The sequence below is a fragment of the Lysinibacillus sp. JNUCC-52 genome, assembly GCF_015999545.1.
GTDB lineage: Bacteria > Bacillota > Bacilli > Bacillales_A > Planococcaceae > Lysinibacillus.
In genome coordinates, this window is record NZ_CP065546.1 from 3,277,187 (window position 1) to 3,299,455 (window position 22,269).

The following is a 22,269-nucleotide window of genomic DNA, read 5'->3' on the forward strand; positions in this document are numbered from 1 at the left end:
TTATTGTTCCCATTTTTATCCTCAATCTAGTAAAATTGAAATTATTAGATGTGCAGGAGGAGTGGGGATATGCAATTTACAAAGAAATTTCGTTTTTTAGCTGCTAGTGTACTAGCTTTACAGGTAATAGTCCCTGTAGGAGCAAATGCAGAAAATAAGCAAGATGACATTGCGCCAAGCTGGGTCGTACAAGCAGATTATGTAGCACTAGGTGATTCATTGGCACACGGTATGAATGAGGTTGGAGGCATTGGCCTTGGGTATACAGATTTTGTTGCACAAGCATTGCAACAAGAGGGTTTGTTAACTTCGTATAATAAAGGTTTTGCCTATTCAGGCTATACAACGAAAAATGTCTTGGCGGACTTACAAGGTGATGTAGAAAAACCTGTGAACGGGTTTGGTTATACAAATGATCATGCAAAGCTTAGAGCATCGATTCAAGAAGCCGAGCTGGTTACGTTAACGGCTGGTGCAAATGATTTATTACCAATTATAAAGGAAGCAGCTACAACTGGTATAAATACGGCAGCCATTTTAAAGGCATCACAAGAAGCTATACAAAATATAGCCGCCATTTTAGCGGAAATTAAAAAGCTGAATCCGCAAGTACAAATTTACGTGATGGGATACTATAATTCTTTCCCTTATTATAATGAAGAGTTACAGACACAATTTAAAATGCTATTAGGTGTTATGAATGCGTCTATTAAAACAACCGCAGAAAAAGCAGGTGCAATATTTGTGCCGACTTTAGACGTTGTAGCAAAAGATGTACCGACTTATTTGCCAAATCCTGAAAACATTCATTTAAGTGAAGCAGGCTATCTAGCTGTGGCAAATCAAGCATTTTTACCAATTATAAAAGCAAGTCCACTATGGGATGCCTCTTCCGCTATTCAAGTCAATGTTGAAAGTAGTACGGCGGCAAAGGTAAAATGGCAAGCAGCAACAGATAATGAAGGTGTTACGCAATACAATATTTATGTAAATAATAAGCTCTATTCTACAGTCGATGCTGAGCAATTGATGATTACGCTTGATCGTTTAACAGAAAATACGGCCTATTCAGTTGCTATAAAAGCGCTAGACGCGGCTGGTAACGAAAGTGTTCAAAGTCCAACTGCTACATTTACAACAGGTAGTAAAGTCCAATTTCTAGATATAAAAAATCATTGGGCAACGGAGTTTATACAAAAAGCAGCTGAAACAGGCATTTTAAAGGGCTATGCCGATGGAACATTTAGACCTGAACAAAATATAACACGTGCCCAAGCAGCAGCAATGCTCGTTAGAAGCTTAGGTTTAACAACGGAAGACAAAGCTCCATTCATAGATATTGCAAGCTACGATGCAGAAACACAAGCAGAAATTGCAGCAGCTTACGCACATGGGCTTGTGAAAGGGTCTGATGGCAAGTTTAATCCGAGTCAGCCAATTACACGTGCACAATTAGCACTAATGATTAACCGCGCATATGATAAGCAGTTCAATCAAACATATGTTGCGAAGGGGAATATACCATTTAACGATATAGATAGCTATAATGAGGAGACGAAAAAGGCAATAACAATGCTATATGAGCTTGGTATTGTCGTAGGCAATGAAGGGAGATTTTCTCCAGAAGCGCCAACAAAGCGTAGCCATGCGGCTAAAATCTTTGTTACCTTTAGTGAGCTACTAACGAACAAACAATAGAACGATAAGTATGACTTAAAAGAGTTTGTGAGGGCACTGTCATGCCGCTCATATCGTTGAGCATTGCGGCAATGAATTTTACAAAAAAAGCCGTTCAATAAATCGACTAAATGATTTATTGAACGGCTATTCTTTATGTTATAAATTATGATAATTTGGCAATAATGCCTTCTTCATCATCCAATAGTAGCTCAATACCTGTTGAGAAAGGGTCTCCGTGTAGCACATCTTTTATCCATACACGTAAAGCACCAATCATAGCAGCGGTATTTAAAACTTCTAATTGACCATTTGTTTCAACTTCTGCACCGAAGCCTGTTTCATCATCATAAGTTAACTCAACAAGTACATCTTCTGGGCGAAGATTTTTATGATATGCCTGTGATAGGCAGATTGCATTGATAATATCTTGTTCGTTAATTATTTGTGCCATTGTGTAGCTTCCTGTTCTTTACGTTTTTTATCTTTAAACATATTGATAATTTTAACGACAAGCATCACAATAACAACAATTGCAGCAACGTTGATTAATAAGCCTAAAATATTACCAAGCATACCTAGTCCACTAAATAGACTACCGAATAATAGACCAGCTAAACCACCTAGCATTAAGCCTTTCATTAGACCACCAGAGAAAAAGCCACCTTTTTTCGCAGTAGTATCTGTTTTGTTTGTAGACGTTGTATTATTTTTATTTGTTGTTGCATTATTTTGATCTTTAGAATTATCCTGAGATTTTTGGATATTTGAACTATTGTTATTGTTTGAGAAGCCTTTTTTACCTGACTTATAAGATTTTGCTTCAGCAGTCGGTGTGTCCGATATTAATAATGTTGCACCAACTGACGCAAACATAAGTGTCGCTGCAAAAAGAGCAGCAATAATTTTTTTCATTACTTACATTCCTCCAATATAATTTTATATTTTGTCATAAACTAGTTCTTAATAGTAATTTTACATGAACTATAGTGAAAAATAAAATATTCACTACCTTTAATTTAGGAATTTTGCAATATATGAACAAGTAGTGTCAGCATATTGATGAATGGGGAATAGAAAGGAAGGAAAGGAGTAAATGCAATGCTTCCAACAATGACATTATTGATTTCAGTATTTTTAATGCTATATATTACGGAAAAAAGACGATTCTTTAATGCAGTAGTTTTAGGATTAATTGGTTTAGCTGTATTTGTAGGAATAACAACAAAGTATGAGCTATTTATTAACGAGCAAGGGTTTGTATCCAAGATGGGTATAATGACGTTGTTTGGTATTATCCCAAGTATAATGTTGTTGTTATCCATCGCGATGTTTTTCAATAGCAAAATCCTACTTGAAAAAGAAGGGCGAAGGATACGAAATTTATTATTAGCTGTTTTCGGATTGGCTTTTTTATTAATGATGATCGGATATGTCTTCGTGTTTTTTACCAATATCGAAAATGGATTTTGGCATATTCTTTTCTTCTATGCGTTTTTGATTTTTGCCTATACAGTATTTTTATATACAAGTGTGATGGTCTACGCTATTATTTATCATTTTACGCCAATAACGTATGAGCCTCGTTACATTATTGTGCTCGGATCAGGCCTTATCGGTGACAAAGTACCCCCTCTATTAGCAAGCCGTTTAGACGAAGCTGTTAAGCAATATAAAAAATATGGGGAACGTCCCTTTATTATCGTCTCGGGTGGGCGTGGAAATGATGAAAAAGTTTCAGAAGCATTAGCGATGGAAACATATATAATAGATAAATACCAAATACCGCATCGGAAAATATTAATAGAAGATCAGTCAACAAATACAGAACAGAATTTGGTTTATTCTAAAGCAGTCATGAATGCGCATGCGCAAGGAAGACACTATCGCTCCCTTTTTGTGACGAATAACTTCCATGTATTTCGCGCAAGTATTTATGCAAGAAAGGCAAAGTTAGATGCACAAGGTGTAGGTTCTAAAACAGCGTTATATTATATACCAAATGCTTTTACTCGTGAATTTATCGGGTTATTAGAAATGTACAAATGGGTACATGTAACGGTCTTTTTTGTTATTACTTTATTTATAGGCCTTATGTTAAGAGCATATGTGTAACCATTCTTGAACTGCCTTCCATATAATAGTAGCAAGGCAGTTTTTTTACATAGTGTGCAAGGGGGGAAAACAAATGTATGGGCAATTTTTAGCAAAGCAAAATAAGGAACGAACGGAGTCCTTACAACAGCTAACACAAATACAGAATACGTGGTTTGCACAAAATTTATCTTTACTCATTTTGGATGAAGTACAACTGACGACCTTGCAAAAAATGCTGTATCAAGTTATTCAAGGATTGTTAAGAAAAAAACAACAACGCCATTTGCAAATTGTACATCCAGAGCAAACACAAACAGTACAAGATAATGTTTTAACACTGTTGGCAGAATACGATGATTTATTGCGTGAAGCGATACCACTCCCAATTTATATTTTAATTTGGCAAATTACTTCGTTAGAGAAGTTAGCTTATACAACTGAAGTTGTGGATGATGTGCTTGATATATTGGAATGGTACGTAATCCATCAGGACGAAGCGGTCGAGTTATTAGATGAGGAAGATTTAGATCATGAAGAAATCATTGATTTATACAAAGCAGCAATTGAAGAACAAGATGCAGATGCCCAGTTTGAGCTAGGAGAATATTATAGTACAAACGATGATACACCTTTCCAACCCGAAAAATCGATAAAGTGGTTTGAAGTAGCAGTAAAACAAGGTAATGCAAATGCTCAATATGCACTTGGTAACTATTATTTTGAGGGTATTGGTGTAGAGGAAAATTATGATCGAGCTTTCCAACTGTATGAAGCTGCTGCGAAACAGGGGCATGCCGATGCAGCCAATAACTTAGCTGATATGTATTTTAATGGTGAAAGTGTAGCAGAAAATATGGCGCTTGCTAAGAAATGGTTTGATGTCGCTGCATTACAAGGTGTCGCTGAGGCAATGTTTACACTAGGTATTATGCATGAGCAAGGACTAGGAATGGCTATAGATGAGCAGCAGGCATTTAACTTCTATAAAAAAGCGGCTGAGGCAGGCTATGTTGAAGCGGAATACAGACTTGGTGGAATCTATTTAGAAGGCCATTTAGGGCAAACACGCGATGTAAATCGTGGTTTATATTGGTTTGAAAGAGCTGCTGAGCAATATCATGTAGATGCATTTTATGATTTAGGCTTTATTTGGAGCAAAGGGTTAACAGGTATCCGTAATATTGAAAAAGGTATTCATTGGTTTAAGCAAGCGGCACTTCAAGGAGATCCAGAAGCAAAACTACAACTTGGCCATATTTATAATAAAGGCGAAGGCATACCGCGAAATGTTAAAGAGGCAAAGAAATGGTATGGACTTGCTGCAGAAGCAGGCATAGAAGAAGCTTCCCAATTACTTGAGGAGTTAGATGATTTGTAAATCCCATTTGCAGTTATACTAAAATTACCCGTAACGGTTAGCGATAAACTAACCGTTGCGGGATTTTTTTGTTGCAAAGAAAATAATGCTTGTACGATAAATACTGTGCGAAATGGACTGAAAATTAATAAAGAAGGTCAATGATTGTTGTGGGTATTTTAAACTAATTAAAAATAATTTCAATTATAGTTATTTAGACTTGTTTTTAGACTATTTGTTAGGTTAAATGACCTTTGCGAAATGAATAAATGAAAGATGGTGAAAATGCTGATACTTAATTATACTCGTCGTAAATCAAACAATATTCGTAATTTAGTAAAAAGACGATAGAAATAGCTAGCGAAAAATGTTGAAGTAGACTTTTTATCACATTATCATGATGGAAAACTTTTTTGTATAGTATTAAATAATATAGTGTTAAATGGTAAAAATAGGTTATAATAAATTGACAATTTTATTTAAAATGTATAATGTAAATGAGTAATTTTAAAATGTAAAATTAATGAATTATTGATTATAATGATGTTATTTTGTTATATTATTTTCTTGTTAAATTATAAGCGGTCGTGGTATTTTTTCGTATATTTATAAATATATTTGGGTAAACGGAAATAGATTATGCTCAGCTCTTCAAAAGAACATGTAAATGAAAGAGGGAAAAGTGTGATTTTTCAAAAACAGAAAAAGGCAATGGCATTAGATTTACAACAATACTCAGTGACAATGGAAGTTCCGAACTCACGAACATTGGTAAAGCAGATTGAAATGTTAAATTTGACCAAAATAGATTTACAATATTTAAAAGCTTTTAAACCATTTGTGGAGGACAACATCAATCAAATCGTCGACCGATTTTATGGAATGATTGGAACTGAGCAAAGTTTAGTAGATATTATTAATAGACATAGTTCTGTAGATAAGTTGAAAGTCACCTTGCGTCGACACATTATTGAAATGTTTAACGGTACAATAGACGAAGAGTTTTATAAAAGACGAGTAAGTATCGCAAAAGTGCATGTACATATCGGGCTTAGAACACAATGGTATATTTGTGCATTCCAGGATTTAGCCATTTCATTTATAGACTTAGTAGAAAAACATGTAGAGCATCCGATGGATCAATTTAACACGATTCGCGCCATCTCTAAAATTTCTAATTTTGAGCAACAGCTTGTATTAGAAGCTTTTGAAAGTACAGTCGAACGTTTAAAGGAAAATGTCGAACGAGAAAAAGAGGCAGTTGAGAAAAAAATTGTGGAATCTTCAGAGGGGCTTGCTGCTATTTCTCAAGAAACAAATGCTTCATTCCATCAATTAAATAATCAATCGCATGAGATTAAGGAATTGGCGAAAAAGTCACTTCAGGTTAGTACGCTCGCCGAAAGTCAGGCGGTTGAAGGTCGGGAACGTTTACAACATCAATCCAAAAATATGTGTAATATTATTCAATCGGTAGATGATATTACAGATAATATTAAGCAATTGACAGATATGTCGAAAGAAATGGAATCGATTATGGATGTTGTAACAAACATTGCAAATCAAACAAATTTATTAGCTTTAAATGCAGCTATTGAAGCAGCTCGTGCTGGAGAGGCGGGGAAAGGCTTTAGTGTTGTAGCAGATGAGGTTCGTAAATTATCAAGTCAAACGAAGGAATCTGTTACATCTGTTGCTAAATTATTGGAAAAAACGACGGAGCGAACGGATAAGCTTGCCCTCACACTTAGCCATATTCAGGAAGAAGTTGCGTCAGGTGAGGAAAACATGGCCCAAACCGAGGGGCAATTTAATAAAATTTTAGATGCCATGACACAAGCGAAGTGTCAAAATGATCGTATGGAAAAAGAAGTGCAAGCTGTGGCACTCATTCTGAATGAGCTTGGCCTTGCATTTAATGAAGTCACAAATTCTGCAGATAAATTAGCGAGTGTTGCCCAAAACTTAAACTAATTGAAATTATTATTAATGGGAGGACCTTATTAAAATACTTTCAATTAAAATTTAATTTAAAATCCGCTTTGCTTTCCGCAGGTAGGATAAGAGCCTTATGAATATTGTGCTCTTGCTTACTTTTACAGAAAGTGAAGCGGATTTTTTTTTGAGGTGCCTGTCTGTGGAGTGCCAGGCACACAAACAATTTCCCGTATCTGAGGTGTCAGGCACACAAACAATTCCCGTCTCTGAGGTGTCAGGCACACAAACAATTCCCGTCTCTGAGGTGTATCTGAGGTGTTATCTGAGGTGTCAGGCACGCAAACAATTCGCCGTATCTGAGGTGCCAGGCACGCAAACAATTCCCCGTACTTTATTTTTGCTAAATTTGTAATGGGTTGAACGTAAATGTTTGCGAAAAAAGTTTATACTAATAGGAGATAAATAAAGAAATTAGGGGCGATTCTTCATGGAAACAATAGTTGTATTAGGTGGCGGAATTACTGGTTTATGTACGATGCATTATTTACAACGTCAAGTATTGGAGAAAAAAATAGATGTAAAACTAGTACTAGTTGAAAAAAATGCTTATTTAGGTGGAAAGCTTCACTCTGCGTATGACCAAGGTTTTATAATGGAAACGGGTGCTGATTCAATTGTTGCTCGGCATAAAGGGGTCATGGAGCTAGTGCAGGAGCTTAATTTTGAACAGGAGCTCGTGTACAACGAAACAGGGGTTTCTTATATCTATACAAATGACGAATTACATGCAATACCAGCAGATTCAACATTCGGTATCCCTATGAGCTTATCTTCTCTTGAAGCGAGTACACTTGTATCAGACGCTGGTAAGCAAATTGCATTACAGGACTTAACGATGCCAAATAAAGGATTTACTAAAGAAAGCTCAATAGGTGAGTTTTTAACGTATTACTTAGGAGAAGAGCTTGTACAAAATCAAATAGCACCAGTATTAGCAGGCGTATATTCTGGAGATCTACATCAACTTTCAATTGCTTCTACACTGCCGTACTTAATTGATTATAAAAATGATTACGGAAGCATCATTAAGGGGTTTGATGCAAATCGCGAACAATTTATGAAAGCTTCCAATAAAAAATTTATTTCGTTTAAAGAAGGCTTATCATCACTGATTGATCGCCTTGAAGAAACATTAACGGAAGTAGAAATTATTAAAGGTGTAGCAACAACAAGTGTAAAGAAACATGAAGGGCAATATACAATTACTTTGGCTAATAATAGAAAGCTTGAGGCTAATCACGTTGTATTAGCGCTACCGAATGATGCGGTGCAAAGCTTATTACAGGACCCATCATTGGATCGTTACTTTAAAGAGTTTACGACAGCTTCTGCCATAACAATTTACTTAGGCTTTGATGTACCAGATGCAGTGTTACCAGCAGATGGAACGGGTTTTATTGTATCGCATAATTCAAATGTGCAATGCAATGCGGCAACGTGGACAAGCCGAAAATGGAAGCATACATCTACTAATAGTAAATTACTTGTACGACTGTTTTATAAGAGCATTAATCCTGCGTACGAAAAATTACGAAAGATGACAGATGAAGAACTAGCAGCTGTCGCATTAGAAGATGTGAAGAAAAGTTTAGGTATTGATGAAAAGCCAACTGTTGTTAATGTTGCAAAGTGGATCGACCAAATGCCGAAATACGATTTAGCACATCATGAAGCATTGAAGGGCTTAACAGCTGAGCTTGCAGAAAAGTATCCCAATTTATCGATAGCAGGTTGCTCTTATTTTGGAGTAGGTATTGGTGCTTGTATTCAAAATGGTAAAAAAATAGGCGAAGAGCTTGCAGAAAAACTAGTATAGTAGTGAAATAAATACGAAAATAGGTATTTTTCTGGAGAAATCTCCTTTGTTAAGTGAAATAGTCTTGACTCTATCGCCTGTAAACGATATGATTCTTTTAATTATTTGAAAAATTCATACTACATTCTTATCGAGAGAAGCCGAGGGACTGGCCCAATGAAGCTTCAGCAACCAACTCATGTCAGGTGCTAAATCCAGAAGACCTTATTGGTCGAAGATGAGAAGGAAAAACAATTACGATTCGTTAAAGCCTTCTTTTTTGTAAAAGAAGGCTTTTTATATTTTGGGAAAAAGGAAAGTGAGGCTTACGTTTATGGGATTGCTAGAAAAGTTAAAAACACATGTGTTAACTGCAGATGGTGCTATTGGTACTGTTTTATATGGCTACGGCTTGGAGTACTGCCATGAAGAAATGAATGTACAGAAACCAGAATTAATTGAAAAAATTCATAGAGAATATATTGCTGCTGGTGCAGATGTAATTCAAACAAATACTTATGGGGCTAATGCTATTAAATTAGCACGCTACGGCTTAGAATCGCGAGTGCAGCAGTTTAATGAAGCAGCGATCACGATTGCTAAACGTGCTGCAGCAGATGGTGGACAATTTGTGTTAGGCACAATTGGGGGTATCCGCGGTATTCGTAAAAGTGATGCTACGTTAGAGGAAATTTTAACGACAGTTGAAGAGCAAGCTAATGTGTTACTTGCAGGCAATCCAGACGGCCTTTTACTTGAAACGTATTATGATTTCGAAGAGTTAAGCGCAACGTTGAAAATGTTACGTGCCAAAACAAAGCTACCAATTATTGCGCAGGTGTCAATGCATGAACCTGGCGTGTTACAAAATGGAATGGCATTAAATTATGCATTGCACGAGCTTGAGATGCTTGGTGCAGATGTAGTTGGCGTAAATTGCCGTTTAGGTCCGCATCATACCATTCAAGCATTCGAAGGTGTTGAACTTCCTGAAAAAGCATTTATGTCTGCCTATCCAAATGCATCATTGCTAGATTTAGAGGATGGGCGTGTCGTATATGAATCAGAAGCAGATTATTTTGGTCGAGCAGCGGTTGCACTAGTTGACCAAGGTGTTCGTTTAATAGGTGGCTGCTGTGGCACAACACCAAAGCACATTGCGGCAGCGAAAAAATATTTAGAAGAGTTAACACCTATTGAAGAAAAGTTAGCTAAGCCAGAAAAAGTGGAGATTGTACGAGAAGCAGAGCCTGCAACATATGAGCCGTTACTTGAAAAGGTGAAACGTGAGCGCTCAGTTATCGTGGAGTTAGATACACCAAGGCATTTAGAGATTGATGGCTTTATTCAAGGGGCGAAAAAATTATATGAAGCAGGCGCTGATGTAGTGATGATGGCAGATAACTCACTTGCATCGCCACGCATTAGTAATGTGGCAATGGGTGCGTTATTAAAGGAAACACATGGTGTTCGACCATTAACGCATATAACGTGTCGTGACCGTAATTTAATTGGATTACAGTCGCATTTGATGGGCTTAAATGCACTTGGTATTCATGATATTTTAGCAGTTACTGGAGATCCGACTAAGGTAGGCGACTTCCCTGGTGCAACAAGTGTTTATGATGTATCTTCTATGGAGCTAATCCAACTGATTAAACAGTTGAATGAAGGTATTTCATTTTCTGGAAAGCCACTTCGTAAAAAAGCAAACTTTTCTGTAGCGGCAGCATTTAATCCGAATGTCCGTGTGTTAGATCGAGCGGTAGCCCGTCTAGAGAAAAAAATTGAACATGGCGCCGATTACTTTATTTCTCAACCTGTTTATACGAAAGAGAAAATTATTGAAATTTATGAGGCGACGAAGCATTTAGATGCACCAATTTATATTGGGATTATGCCAGTAACAAGCTATAAGAGCGCTGAATTTTTACACCATGAAGTACCAGGTATTAAACTATCGGACGATGCACTGTCACGTATGAAGGCATGTGGTGAAGATAAAGAACGTTCAACATTAGAAGGGATTGCAATTGCTAAAGAGTTAGTGGAAGTAGCTGCAGAGTATTTCAATGGTATTTACTTAATTACACCGTTTTTACGCTATGATATGACGCTAGAGTTAATGAAATTTATAGAGCAATTGGATGAACAGAAAAAAGGGGTAAGTATAGATGGCTAAGCACTTGATTGAAGAGCAACTAGAGAAACGAATATTAATTCTTGATGGCGCAATGGGTACAATGCTTCAAAATGAAAACTTATCAGCAGAAGATTTTGGTGGCGAGGAGCTTGATGGATGTAACGAGAACCTTGTTTTAACGAGACCTGATGTGCTTGAAAAGGTTCACCGAAAATATTTAGAGGCTGGTGCGGATATTATTTGTACAAATACGTTTGGAGGTACGCCTCTTGTATTAAATGAATATAATCTTGGCTCTAAGGCGGAAGAAATTAATAAACGTGCGGTGGAAATTGCGCGCAAAGTAGTAGATGAGTTTTCTACTCCAGAATGGCCTCGCTTTGTAGCGGGGGCGATGGGGCCAACGACGAAAACATTATCAGTAACTGGCGGTATTACCTTTGATGAACTGGAAGAAAACTTTTATGTACAGGCAAAGGCGTTAATCGAAGCGGGTTCGGACGTACTGCTTCTTGAAACGAGTCAAGATATGCTCAATGTAAAAGCGGGGACGCTCGGGGTATCACGTGCATTTGAAGACACTGGGAAAGAACTACCTGTTATGATTTCTGGTACGATTGAGCCTATGGGCACAACGCTAGCGGGGCAAACGATTGATGCCTTTTACATATCAATTGAGCATATTAAGCCGTTATCTGTCGGCTTAAACTGTGCGACTGGTCCAGAATTTATGACAGATCATATTCGTTCGTTAGCAGAGCTTTCTACAGGCTATATTAGCTGTTATCCAAATGCTGGTTTGCCAGACGAGGAAGGATGCTATCATGAATCGCCAGAATCATTATCTCAAAAATTAAAAGGTTTTGCTGAAAAAGGCTGGCTAAATATTGTCGGGGGTTGTTGCGGAACAACGCCAGCGCATATTGCAGCCCTTCGAGAAGTGTTAAAGGATGAAAAGCCTCGTCAATTACCAGAAAGCACACATGGTCATGTGGTATCTGGTATTGAACCTTTAGTATATGATGATTCGATGCGACCACTATTTATTGGTGAGCGGACGAATGTAATTGGCTCTCGAAAATTTAAAAATTTAATCATTGACGAGAAATATGAGGAAGCTGCAGAAATCGCACGTGCACAAGTGAAAAACGGGGCACATGTTATTGATATTTGCTTAGCGAACCCAGACCGTGATGAATTAGCTGATATGCGTGGTTTTATGCAGGAAGTTGTAAAAAAAGTAAAAGTACCACTTGTAATTGACTCTACAGATGAGAAAGTAATTGAGGAAGCGCTGAAATTCTCACAAGGGAAAGCGATTATTAACTCTATTAATTTGGAGGATGGAGAAGAACGTTTTGACGCAGTTATGCCATTAGTGAAAAAATATGGTGGCTCTTTAGTTGTCGGTACAATTGATGAACAAGGGATGGCAGTAGATCGCCATCGTAAACTAGAAATTGCCGAGCGTTCTTATCAATTATTAACAGAGAAATGGGGCTTAGCACCAGAGGATATTATTTTTGATCCGCTTATGTTCCCAGTTGGTACAGGTGATGAACAATATATAGGCTCAGCACTCGAAACAATCGAGGGTATTCGTCTTATTAAAGAAAAAATGCCTCGCACGTTAACGGTTCTCGGTGTAAGTAATATTTCCTTCGGCTTACCACCAGTTGGGCGTGAAGTATTGAATGCCGTCTATTTATATCACTGTACACAGGCGGGCTTAGATTATGCGATTGTTAACACGGAGAAGTTAGAGCGTTATGCATCGATTCCTGAAGAGGAAATTAAGCTTGCAAATGACCTATTATTCAATACAAATGATGAAACATTAGCGGTATTCACTGATTTTTATCGTGATAAAAAGAAAGAGAAAACTGAAGCAGATATTCCAAAAACAGTGGAAGGACGCTTAGCTTATTATATTTTAGAAGGTACTAAAGAAGGGCTTATTGAGGATCTTGATGCTGCCCGTGAAATTTTTGACGCACCGCTTGATATTATTAATGGACCATTGATGGAAGGGATGGCTGAGGTTGGCCGCTTATTCAATGATAATCAGCTTATCGTAGCGGAAGTATTACAATCTGCAGGGGTCATGAAGGCAGCTGTAGCGCATCTTGAGCAATTTATGGAGAAAAATGAGGACAGCTCAGGTAAAGGTAAAATGGTGCTTGCCACTGTAAAAGGTGATGTGCATGATATTGGTAAAAACCTCGTAGATATTATTTTAAGTAATAACGGATATAAAGTTGTTGATTTAGGCATTAAAGTAACGCCATCTCAGTTAATTGAGGCTATTCGTAAAGAAAAGCCTGACTTTATCGGTTTATCGGGTTTGCTTGTTAAATCTGCTCAGCAAATGGTTATCACTGCGCAAGACTTTAAAGCAGCAGGAATTAATGTGCCTATATTAGTAGGAGGCGCAGCATTATCTCGTCGCTTTACTGAAACGAAAATTGCAAACGAATATGAAGGACCTGTTATTTACTCAAAAGATGCGATGCAAGGTCTAGAGCAAGTGAATCTTTTAATGGGTACAGAGACTAGAGAGAACTTTTTAGCGGAAATCGCTGACTCGCGTCAAAAACGATTAGAGGCAGACGAGAAACGAGCAGCACGTCCAGCGAAAGAAATCACTGTGAAGCCTGTACGGACAGTAAAAGATGCGCCAGTCTTTCTGCCTGCGGATGTTCGTCGTCATGTCAAAAAGGATTATTCGGTGTCGCATTTATATCCATACGTGAATATGCGAACATTGATTGGTCACCACCTAGGATTAAAAGGGCAGGTGCAGCAATTACTTGATGCGGGAGACGCACGTGCAACAGAACTAAAACAATTAGTTGACGAATATTTACAAAGTGATTTATTGAAACCTTCAGGCTTGTATCAGTTTTTCCCAGCGCAAGCAGATGGAGATGATGTAGTCGTATATGATCCAGCAGATAGTAAAACGGAAATTGAGCGTTTTACATTCCCTCGTCAGCAAGTGGAACCGTTTATGTGTTTAGCGGACTTCTTGAAAACAGTAGATAGCGGAGAGATGGATTATATTGCACTGATGGTTGTAACTGCTGGACAAGGTGTGATGGCGACAGCTCGTCAGTTAAAAGAGGAGGGGAAATTCCTTGAAAGTCATGCCCTTCAATCAACAGCTCTTGAGCTTGCCGAAGGCTTTGCGGAGCGTATGCATCAAGAAATTCGTGATCAATGGGGCTTCCCTGATAACACAGATTTCACAATGCGCGACAGATTTGCAGCCAAATACCAAGGGCAACGTTTCTCATTTGGCTATCCTGCCTGCCCGAACTTAGAAGATCAAGAGAAATTATTTGGCTTATTAAAACCTGAAGATATTGGTGTGCATTTAACAGAAGGCTTTATGATGGAACCAGAAGCGTCCGTATCTGCAATTGTTTTTGCACATCCAGATGCAAGATATTTTAATGTGTAATTTTAATTACATGTCAACGTCTACGAAGGGTTTGTCACGGCTTTTGAAATATGTAGTCAAAGTCGGATATACCCTTAGTGGCTTGGTGAAACGAATAGTTGCATTATGTATGAGCCCTGCCGTTGTCGGTAGGGTCTATTTCTTTAATAGAAGGACGTGAACAAGAATGATTCGATTTATGGAAGAAAAAGATTTATCGGAAGTTTTAGTTATTTACAACGACATTATATTAACGAGTAAAGCAGTATATAGATATGAAATACAATCATTAGAGGAAAAGAAACAATGGTTTGTAGAGCAAAAGGCAGCTGGAAATCCGTTGTTAGTTTTTGTGGAAAATGGCGTAATTGCAGGTTTTGCAAATTACAGTCAGTTCCGTCCTTATCCAGGTTATAAGTATACAATGGAACACTCAGTATATGTGCACAAGGATCATTATAAAAAGGGCATTGCAACGAAGTTAATGGATCGATTGATTGAGATTGCACAGGAGCAAGGGATTAAAACATTAGTTGCGGGTATTGATGGTGAAAATATTGGAAGTATTAAAGCACATGAAAAGCTAGGATTTGAATATGCAGGAACAATAAAAAATGCAGGCTATAAATTTGATGAGTGGCTTGATTTAGTATTCTACCAACTGCAATTACGTGGACCTGAAAAGTAATGTGAATTAGCTGAATGGAGTAAAGCATATTACCTGATTGGAGTTAAAAAAATTACTCGGCTTTCGTTAATGCGTATGACAAATGTCATGCGCTTTTTATGATGTTTGCGTCTGTTGTTAGTTATACTCTTGTTTTATGATGAGGTCATAAGCAAAAGGAAACGAGGGAAAAGGGAATGGCAACAGATAAAGAAAAAACGAAGAAATTGCGCCAAGATGTAGCACCATTTGCGAAATCCGATACAGGTAAAAGTATTTTTCAAATGGTCAATACGATTGTTCCGTTAATTGTCCTATGGATTGCTGGTTATATGTTAGTGGATGTTTCACCATGGTTAACTGCAGGTTTAAGTATTATTTCTGCTGGATTTGTCGTTAGAACATTTATCATTTTCCATGATTGTACCCACGGTTCATTTTTCAAAAGTAAAAAAGCTAACGACTGGGTTGGCTTAGTAACTGGGGTAATTACATCTTTCCCGTATGAAAAATGGAAGCGTGAGCATACAATCCACCACGCAACAAGCTCGAACTTAGATAAGCGTGGTATTGGTGATATTGATATGATGACAGTAGAGGAATATTTACAATGTTCTAAAGGCCAACGTTTATGGTACCGTTTTTACCGTAATCCACTTGTAATGTTCGGCTTAGGACCGTTGTACATGGTGTTAATCTTGAATCGTTTTAACCGAAAAGATGCGAAACAAAAAGAACGCACGAACACTTACGTAACGAATATTATTATTTTAGGTATCTGTGCAGGTCTTATTTACGCTATGGGCTGGCAAGCATTTTTATTAGTTCAAGGTATTACTTTATTTGTCGCTGGTTCCCTTGGAATTTGGTTATTTTACATTCAACATACGTACGAGGATTCTTACTTCGAGCACGATACAGAGTGGGATTATGTAAAAGCTGCTGTTGAAGGTAGCTCGTACTATAAACTACCGAAGCTATTACAATGGGCAACAGGCAATATCGGCTTCCACCACGTGCACCATTTAGCACCGCGTGTACCGAATTATAATCTTGAAAAAGCACATAATGAAACGCCACCATTGCACTCAGCTACTACAATTACATTGCGTACAAGCTTAGAATCTTTACGCTATAAATTATACGATGAAGAACTTGGCAAATTTGTAACGTTTAAAGATGTAAATGAAATTATAAAACGAAAAACGAAAGGCAGTATTGCTGCTTAGTAGTAAACAGCCATCTCTATTTGGGATGGCTGTTTTATATAAAATAGCATATGTCTGTTTACAAACTACAAAAAGCAAGTGAAGGCGCAATTATTCTTTTCTTGTTATAATGTAGGGAAAAGTAGGAAAGAGCGTGAGATTATGATGAAGAAATGGCATAGTATCATTCCGAATAGTCCTATGCTCAGTATTTATTTATGGGTTATTTTTTGTTTTCTACCGTTTTTCTTTATTTTTAGAAAATCATCGTCCATTGAAATATCAATAGGAATTACTTTTTTAATGCTCTATTTTATTTTTTATCGATTTTCTGTGAACTCTAAAAACGGACTAGTGTATATGTGGATTAGCTTTGAGATGGTCATTAATATTATTTTAACTATATTGTATGGTTATGTGTATTTATCCATTTTTACAGCCTTTTTTATAGGTAATATCCGAAGACCTGTTGGCTTTTACATAATGTATGGGCTCCATATCGGTTTTACAGTGATCTCTACAGGAGCTGGTTTCTTTGTCGAGCTACATTTGTTTTTATCACAGCTACCTTTTGTCGTATTAACAATATTGGCTGTAGTGCTTTTACCTTTAACGATTTATTCGAAAAATAAGCGTGAAAATTTAGAAGGTCAATTAGAAACCGCAAATGAACGAATTGCTGAATTAATTGTCTTTGAGGAACGACAACGTATTGCGCGTGATTTACATGATACGCTTGGTCAAAAGTTGTCAATGATAGGTTTAAAAAGCGACTTAGCTTCAAGACTTATTGCACGAGATCCAGAGCAAGCTTTAATTGAAATTAAGGATATCCGCCAAACAGCTAGTATTGCTTTGAAAGAAGTTCGAGAATTAGTGTCCGATATGCGGACAACGAAATTTGAAGACGAGCTTATGCGCATTTCTCAAATTTTGAAAGCGGCAGAAATGGAATTTGTTTTTGAGGGGGATAAGGACGCCTTGCATGTTCCACCTCTCGTAGAGAATGTTTTATCGATGTGTTTAAAGGAAGCGGTCACGAATATTGTAAAGCATAGCGGAGCAACTAAATGTGAAATTGCCTTCCATCAAAATTTTAAAGAATTACACCTAGTTGTTCGAGATAATGGACAGGGTATTGCAAAAAAACAAGCATTAAAGTCAGGTAATGGCTTAAAAGGGATGCATGAACGCTTAGAGTTTATAAATGGTTCATTTAAAATAGAAAGTGAAAACGGCACAACTTTAACGGTATCTATACCAGTGACAATTACACATCAAAAAGTTAAAGAAAATTTGAAGCACTTATAGAAAGAGGGGTATAGCATGATACGAATTGTAATTGCTGAAGATCAGGGGATGCTGTTAGGCGCACTTCGTTCCTTACTTAGTATGGAAGAAGATATGGAGGTCGTCGGTTTAGCAAAAAATGGTGAGGAAGCATTGGCGCTTGTAGAAGAGCATCAGCCTGATATTTGTATTATGGATATTGAAATGCCAGTGAAAACTGGACTTGATGCGGCTGAAGAATTGCAGAACTCAGACTGTAAAGTAATTATATTAACAACATTTGCTAGACCTGGTTACTTCGAACGTGCAAGAAAAGCAGGGGTAAGAGGTTACTTATTAAAGGATAGCCCTATCGAGGAATTGGTGAGTGCTATTCGGACAATCGTCGATGGTAAACGAATTTATGCACCAGAACTTGTAGATTTTGTTTATGAGGATGATAGTGAAAATCCACTAACTGATCGTGAGAGCCAAGTGTTAACACTTGTGGCGGAGGGGAAAACGACAAAAGAAATTGCGGCAGAGTTATTTTTATCGGCAGGGACAGTGCGAAATTATATTTCAACAATATTAGAGAAGCTTCATGTCGGGAACCGTATTGAGGCGATTGCACGCTTTAAGGAAAAAGGATGGAATAAGTAAGTCTTCTGAATGTACTTTTGATGGGTGAATAGGTATGCTAAAAAACATAGATTTTATCTATCACTATTCATAAGGGAGTAAGATATATGCAAACTATTTCTGGTAAAACGGCTTTAATTACGGGAGCAGGTCGCGGTATTGGCCGTGCAACAGCTATCGCCTTTGCAAAAGAGGGCATTAACGTTGGGCTAGTAGGACGTACATTAGAAAATTTACAACAAGTTGCAAATCAACTAAAGGCATATGATGTGAAAGTCGCGATAGCTACAGCAGATGTAGCAAATTTGCAATCCATCACAACGGCAGTAGAAAGTGTTCGAGCGGAGTTAGGTCCAATCGATATTTTAGTAAATAATGCGGGCATTTCAAAATTCGGTAAGTTTTTAGAACTTTCACCTGAAGATTGGACGAATATTGTAGATGTAAATGTTAAAGGTGTCTATTACACAACACGTGCTGTCCTACCAGAAATGATTGAACGTGAGTCTGGGGATATTATTAATATTTCATCCACAGCAGGTCAAAAAGGTGCGCCAATTACGAGTGCTTATAGTGCTTCGAAAGCGGCAGTGATTGGCATGAGTGAATCATTAATGTTAGAAGTTCGAAAACATAATATCCGTGTTGCGACGTTAACACCAAGTACGGTTGCGACAGATATGGCAGTTGAATTACAACTAACTGATGGCAATCCAGAAAAAGTCATGCAGGCTGAAGATTTAGCAGACTTAATGGTTGCCCAATTAAAATTACATCCGCGTGTTGTTTTAAAACATGCAGGTCTATGGTCAACGAATCCTTAAAAAGTAGTTGTCCAACAGAAAATGAGAAAAAGTGTTAGATTGATGGCAGTCAATCTAACACTTTTTTGCTATGCCATTGATGTTCGCTACGGCGGATGCGTTCCGCGGGCACACATGTAAGCCACAACCCTCGCTAGCGCGCGGTTTGTTGTGTCTTACGTTGCGTGCGTTCCAGCAGGGGTCACCGCCTTCGCTACCATCAACTAGTGTTCTAATCTTATTTACTGCAAAAGAATGAATAGTTATAGCTTCATTCATTTTACAAAGCGGAAAATTGTCATCGCATGAATCTAACACTTTTTTGCTATGCCATTGATGTTCGCTACGGCGGATGCGTTCCGCGGGCACACATGTAAGCCACAACCCTCGCTAGCGCGCGGTTTGTTGTGTCTTACATTGCGTGCGTTCCCGCAGGGGTCACCGCCTTCGCTAACATCAACTCCAATAATTTAAGAACTTCTTTGTGATATTTCTGAAATTTTAATAGTTATGTTCCAACTTCTTTTTATTACTTTTTACGCTTTGTTAAGCGGCCAAGAACGAATGCCCCAGCTGCTACAGCAAGAACAGTATTCGTTTTCTTTGTGAATACTTGTTTTGTTACAAGGTTAAGATTTTGAGGACGCTCTGCTAAGCGACGCATAAAGTAACCGTACCAATCTTCGCCAAATGGAACGTAGACGCAGAAGTTATAACCTTCCTTCGCAAGTTCCTTTTGCATATCTGTACGGAAGCCGTATAACATTTGGAATTCAAATTTATCGAATGGAATATTGTTATCAGCAACAAAGCGTTTTACGTGTGCAATGACGTTATGGTCATGTGTAGCAATCGATGTAAATTTGCCGTGTAATAAATGATATTCAATCAGTTCGATAAAGTTTAAATCAATATCAAGCTTATCTTGGAAAGCTACTTCCACAGGCTCTTTGTATGCACCTTTTACGATACGTAAACGGTAGTTTTTAAATTTCTCAAGATCGTCTTTTGCACGATAAAAGTACGATTGAATAACAGTGCCGACATTATTAAATGTTTTTGAAAGCTCTTCTACCATATCAAATGATGTTTGTAGACGGCCGTAATTTTCCATATCAAAGTTTACAAAAATATCATAGGCTGCTGCTTTTTCTACAATCTCATATAAATTGTCGTAACAAAAATCAACATCAATGTCTAAGCCTAATTGAGAAGGCTTTAACGAAATATGTGCATCCACACTGTTTTCATGAATCGCTTCAATGACAGCGAGGATTTGATCCTTAGCTTTAGTAGCTTCTTCTTCATTCGCAACAAATTCCCCTAGATTATCCACTGTGCAAGAGATATTATGTGCGTTTAGTTCTTTGATGCTTGCAATCGTTTCTTCTATATTTGTACCAGCTACCACACTTTGGGCACCTAATTTTAAGCCGTATTTTTTAGCAGCACTATTTAATAGTTGGTTTTCAGATAATTGGATGAAAAAATCGCGTAATAACATATGGGTCATTCTCCTCACTGCATTTTTCTTACTAGTATAACATATTTATAGAGAATGTCATGATATCACGAAAACAATTATTTCATTTCTAGCATCTGTAACCTATCATTAAAAAGCACTGGATAGCTTAAAAAGCCTATCATTATGCTCGATAATGTCGCAGTTGTTAATAGAGCGAAAATTATTAAAAGTTGAAATTGAACTGCCTGTATCGGGTCTGCACCACCGATAATTTGACCGCTCATCATCCCAGGTAATTGTACAAGTCCGATAGTTTTTTGGCTTTCAATGGTAGGAATCATACTTGCTTTAATGGCATTGATTAGCTGGCGATGAATTGCCTGTTTAGGTGTGCCTCCGAGAGATAAAATGAGTTCGATTTCATTATGGTGACTTGTTATTTCTGCAGTGAAACGATTTAAAAATAATATAGATAATACCATTGTGTTGCCAATTAACATACCACTAATAGGGATAATATACTGGGCAGTACTAGGGACAATACCGCAACCAAGTAAAACACCTTGTGTGACAACCTCCACTGCAATAAGTGTCACTATTATTTTCCAAGTAATTCCCTTAATTCCTTTCCCTTTTTTACGGGCATTGAACGCGGCAACTAAAATCATTAATGCAACCATTAGAAAGATATAAATAAAACTTTCAGCTTCAAAAACGAATTTTAAAATATAGCCGACTGCAAGTAATTGGATAATGGAGCGAATTGTTGCAATTATTGTGTCTTTTTCAAGCCCTAGCTTGAACGTTTTTGAAAGTATTAGCGGGATTAAAACAAAAATTAATGTTAATGAAAGCGATGTATAGCTCATACGTTTACCCCCTGTACAAATTCAGCGACTCTTGGATTAGTAGGGGCTTTTAATAATGAGCTTTCTCCTGTTTCAATCAGCTCACCATCCATCATGACCCAAGTATAATGCCCAATCGTTAAGGCTTGCTGTAAATTATGTGTAATCCATATTATCGTGACATCATATTTTTTGTTTAATGTCACAATGAGTGCTTCGATATCTTGTGAGGATTGACGATCTAATGCAGAAGTAATTTCATCTAACAATAATATCGAAGATTGATTGATTAAGGTGCGTGCAATTGAAACCTTTTGGCGTTGTCCACCAGATAATTCATTGCTATCACGAGATAAAAAGCTTGCATCAAGCCCGACGTCCAGTAAGTATTGAATGGCGTCGTGCTGTGAGAGCTTTTTTCCTTGTAACACAAGGGGGAGTGCTAAATTGTCAAAAACGGTTCCTTTTATCATAGGTGCTGCTTGAAGGGCAATACCTACATGTTTTCTTAAAGTAGTAGGCTCATAGGTTGTGATTGACTGATCGTCAATTAATATACTGCCTTCTGTTGGTGATAGTAGACCGTTGCACATTTTTAGTAAGGTTGTTTTGCCAGCACCAGATGGTCCAACAAGTGTTGTAACTTTCCCTTTTGGGAATGAGCCAGTAATTGATTTTAAAATGGTTTTATCGTTCACTGAAAAACGCACTTGTTGAAAGTGAATAGCGGGCTCAAATAACATAGTCATGTAGTTGAAACTCCTTTAGGGTTATAGGTAAAATAACTGTAGCATGAATTGATTCGACACTATAGTTATTTTACATTTTTATGTAGTGAACTTCTAATCGAGTTAGGGG

At 37.5% G+C, this 22,269-nt stretch carries 17 protein-coding genes and 1 riboswitch; of the genes, 12 read left to right on the plus strand and 5 right to left on the minus strand.

Features of this window, described 5'->3' with window-relative positions:
- Nucleotides 1-69 precede the first annotated feature (69 nt).
- Nucleotides 70-1,698 (plus strand): S-layer homology domain-containing protein, encoded by a 1,629-nt coding sequence (locus tag JNUCC52_RS16240; RefSeq protein ID WP_173478866.1) that lies wholly within the window; start codon nt 70-72, stop codon nt 1,696-1,698.
- Between the two features lie 145 nt (nt 1,699-1,843).
- On the opposite strand, the gene JNUCC52_RS16245 is transcribed toward JNUCC52_RS16240, so the two are convergent.
- Both JNUCC52_RS16245 and JNUCC52_RS16250 read right to left on the minus strand, forming a co-directional pair.
- Nucleotides 1,844-2,131, minus strand: coding sequence for a DUF2653 family protein (locus JNUCC52_RS16245; RefSeq protein WP_337980342.1), 288 nt, complete (start codon nt 2,129-2,131; stop codon nt 1,844-1,846).
- Entirely contained in the window at nt 2,119-2,592 is a 474-nt protein-coding gene (locus JNUCC52_RS16250) for a hypothetical protein (RefSeq protein ID WP_173478864.1), read from the minus strand. The genes JNUCC52_RS16245 and JNUCC52_RS16250 overlap by 13 nt, the downstream gene beginning before the upstream one ends.
- A gap of 186 nt (nt 2,593-2,778) precedes the next feature.
- On the opposite strand from JNUCC52_RS16250, the gene JNUCC52_RS16255 reads away from it, so the two are divergent.
- The 11 genes from JNUCC52_RS16255 (at nt 2,779) to JNUCC52_RS16305 (ending at nt 19,119) form a co-directional block, all read left to right on the plus strand.
- Nucleotides 2,779-3,792, plus strand: coding sequence for a YdcF family protein (locus JNUCC52_RS16255; protein ID WP_173478863.1), 1,014 nt, complete (start codon nt 2,779-2,781; stop codon nt 3,790-3,792).
- A gap of 73 nt (nt 3,793-3,865) precedes the next feature.
- Nucleotides 3,866-5,152, plus strand: a complete 1,287-nt coding sequence (locus JNUCC52_RS16260) for an SEL1-like repeat protein (RefSeq protein WP_337980343.1) — start codon at nt 3,866-3,868, stop codon at nt 5,150-5,152.
- 663 nt (nt 5,153-5,815) lie between these two features.
- On the plus strand, nt 5,816-7,105 hold the full coding sequence (locus tag JNUCC52_RS16265; RefSeq protein WP_173478861.1) for a globin-coupled sensor protein: 1,290 nt from the start codon (nt 5,816-5,818) through the stop codon (nt 7,103-7,105).
- Nucleotides 7,106-7,556: 451 nt separating this feature from the next.
- Nucleotides 7,557-8,945 (plus strand): protoporphyrinogen oxidase, encoded by a 1,389-nt coding sequence (locus JNUCC52_RS16270; protein ID WP_139859589.1) that lies wholly within the window; start codon nt 7,557-7,559, stop codon nt 8,943-8,945.
- A gap of 124 nt (nt 8,946-9,069) precedes the next feature.
- Nucleotides 9,070-9,169: riboswitch (SAM riboswitch) on the plus strand.
- A gap of 89 nt (nt 9,170-9,258) precedes the next feature.
- Complete coding sequence (locus JNUCC52_RS16275; RefSeq protein WP_337980344.1) at nt 9,259-11,106, plus strand: bifunctional homocysteine S-methyltransferase/methylenetetrahydrofolate reductase; 1,848 nt, start codon at nt 9,259-9,261, stop codon at nt 11,104-11,106.
- Nucleotides 11,099-14,530, plus strand: a complete 3,432-nt coding sequence (gene metH, locus JNUCC52_RS16280) for a methionine synthase (protein ID WP_173478860.1) — start codon at nt 11,099-11,101, stop codon at nt 14,528-14,530. Before JNUCC52_RS16275 ends, metH begins: the two co-directional genes overlap by 8 nt.
- 166 nt (nt 14,531-14,696) lie before the next feature.
- On the plus strand, nt 14,697-15,197 hold the full coding sequence (locus JNUCC52_RS16285) for a GNAT family N-acetyltransferase (protein ID WP_173478859.1): 501 nt from the start codon (nt 14,697-14,699) through the stop codon (nt 15,195-15,197).
- Nucleotides 15,198-15,373: 176 nt separating this feature from the next.
- Entirely contained in the window at nt 15,374-16,405 is a 1,032-nt protein-coding gene (gene desA, locus JNUCC52_RS16290) for a Delta(5) desaturase DesA (protein ID WP_173478858.1), read from the plus strand.
- A gap of 144 nt (nt 16,406-16,549) precedes the next feature.
- Nucleotides 16,550-17,695 (plus strand): sensor histidine kinase, encoded by a 1,146-nt coding sequence (locus JNUCC52_RS16295; RefSeq protein WP_443136926.1) that lies wholly within the window; start codon nt 16,550-16,552, stop codon nt 17,693-17,695.
- A 15-nt stretch (nt 17,696-17,710) separates the two neighbouring features.
- Nucleotides 17,711-18,316, plus strand: coding sequence for a response regulator transcription factor (locus JNUCC52_RS16300; protein ID WP_139860798.1), 606 nt, complete (start codon nt 17,711-17,713; stop codon nt 18,314-18,316).
- Between the two features lie 86 nt (nt 18,317-18,402).
- On the plus strand, nt 18,403-19,119 hold the full coding sequence (locus JNUCC52_RS16305; protein WP_139860800.1) for a 3-ketoacyl-ACP reductase: 717 nt from the start codon (nt 18,403-18,405) through the stop codon (nt 19,117-19,119).
- 508 nt (nt 19,120-19,627) lie between these two features.
- Here the strand turns inward: JNUCC52_RS16305 and JNUCC52_RS16310 are convergent.
- The 3 genes from JNUCC52_RS16310 to JNUCC52_RS16320 all read right to left on the minus strand — a co-directional run bounded on the left by JNUCC52_RS16310 (nt 19,628) and on the right by JNUCC52_RS16320 (nt 22,160).
- Nucleotides 19,628-20,602 carry a proline dehydrogenase family protein gene (locus JNUCC52_RS16310; protein ID WP_173478857.1) on the minus strand — a complete coding sequence of 325 codons (975 nt, stop codon included), beginning with the start codon at nt 20,600-20,602 and terminating at the stop codon, nt 19,628-19,630.
- A 77-nt stretch (nt 20,603-20,679) separates the two neighbouring features.
- On the minus strand, nt 20,680-21,432 hold the full coding sequence (locus tag JNUCC52_RS16315) for an ABC transporter permease (RefSeq protein WP_173478856.1): 753 nt from the start codon (nt 21,430-21,432) through the stop codon (nt 20,680-20,682).
- Complete coding sequence (locus JNUCC52_RS16320) at nt 21,429-22,160, minus strand: ABC transporter ATP-binding protein (protein ID WP_337980345.1); 732 nt, start codon at nt 22,158-22,160, stop codon at nt 21,429-21,431. The genes JNUCC52_RS16315 and JNUCC52_RS16320 overlap by 4 nt, the downstream gene beginning before the upstream one ends.
- Between the last annotated feature and the right edge of the window lie 109 nt (nt 22,161-22,269).

Coding starts and splice junctions, on each gene's coding strand:
- JNUCC52_RS16240 (WP_173478866.1), top strand. CDS start 70: ATGCAATTTACAAAGAAATTTCGTTTTTTAGCTGCTAGTGTACTAGCT.
- JNUCC52_RS16245 (WP_337980342.1), bottom strand. CDS start 2,131: ATGGCACAAATAATTAACGAACAAGATATTATCAATGCAATCTGCCTA.
- JNUCC52_RS16250 (WP_173478864.1), bottom strand. CDS start 2,592: ATGAAAAAAATTATTGCTGCTCTTTTTGCAGCGACACTTATGTTTGCG.
- JNUCC52_RS16255 (WP_173478863.1), top strand. CDS start 2,779: ATGCTTCCAACAATGACATTATTGATTTCAGTATTTTTAATGCTATAT.
- JNUCC52_RS16260 (WP_337980343.1), top strand. CDS start 3,866: ATGTATGGGCAATTTTTAGCAAAGCAAAATAAGGAACGAACGGAGTCC.
- JNUCC52_RS16270 (WP_139859589.1), top strand. CDS start 7,557: ATGGAAACAATAGTTGTATTAGGTGGCGGAATTACTGGTTTATGTACG.
- JNUCC52_RS16275 (WP_337980344.1), top strand. CDS start 9,259: ATGGGATTGCTAGAAAAGTTAAAAACACATGTGTTAACTGCAGATGGT.
- metH (WP_173478860.1), top strand. CDS start 11,099: ATGGCTAAGCACTTGATTGAAGAGCAACTAGAGAAACGAATATTAATT.
- JNUCC52_RS16285 (WP_173478859.1), top strand. CDS start 14,697: ATGATTCGATTTATGGAAGAAAAAGATTTATCGGAAGTTTTAGTTATT.
- desA (WP_173478858.1), top strand. CDS start 15,374: ATGGCAACAGATAAAGAAAAAACGAAGAAATTGCGCCAAGATGTAGCA.
- JNUCC52_RS16295 (WP_443136926.1), top strand. CDS start 16,550: ATGAAGAAATGGCATAGTATCATTCCGAATAGTCCTATGCTCAGTATT.
- JNUCC52_RS16300 (WP_139860798.1), top strand. CDS start 17,711: ATGATACGAATTGTAATTGCTGAAGATCAGGGGATGCTGTTAGGCGCA.
- JNUCC52_RS16305 (WP_139860800.1), top strand. CDS start 18,403: ATGCAAACTATTTCTGGTAAAACGGCTTTAATTACGGGAGCAGGTCGC.
- JNUCC52_RS16310 (WP_173478857.1), bottom strand. CDS start 20,602: ATGTTATTACGCGATTTTTTCATCCAATTATCTGAAAACCAACTATTA.
- JNUCC52_RS16315 (WP_173478856.1), bottom strand. CDS start 21,432: ATGAGCTATACATCGCTTTCATTAACATTAATTTTTGTTTTAATCCCG.
- JNUCC52_RS16320 (WP_337980345.1), bottom strand. CDS start 22,160: ATGACTATGTTATTTGAGCCCGCTATTCACTTTCAACAAGTGCGTTTT.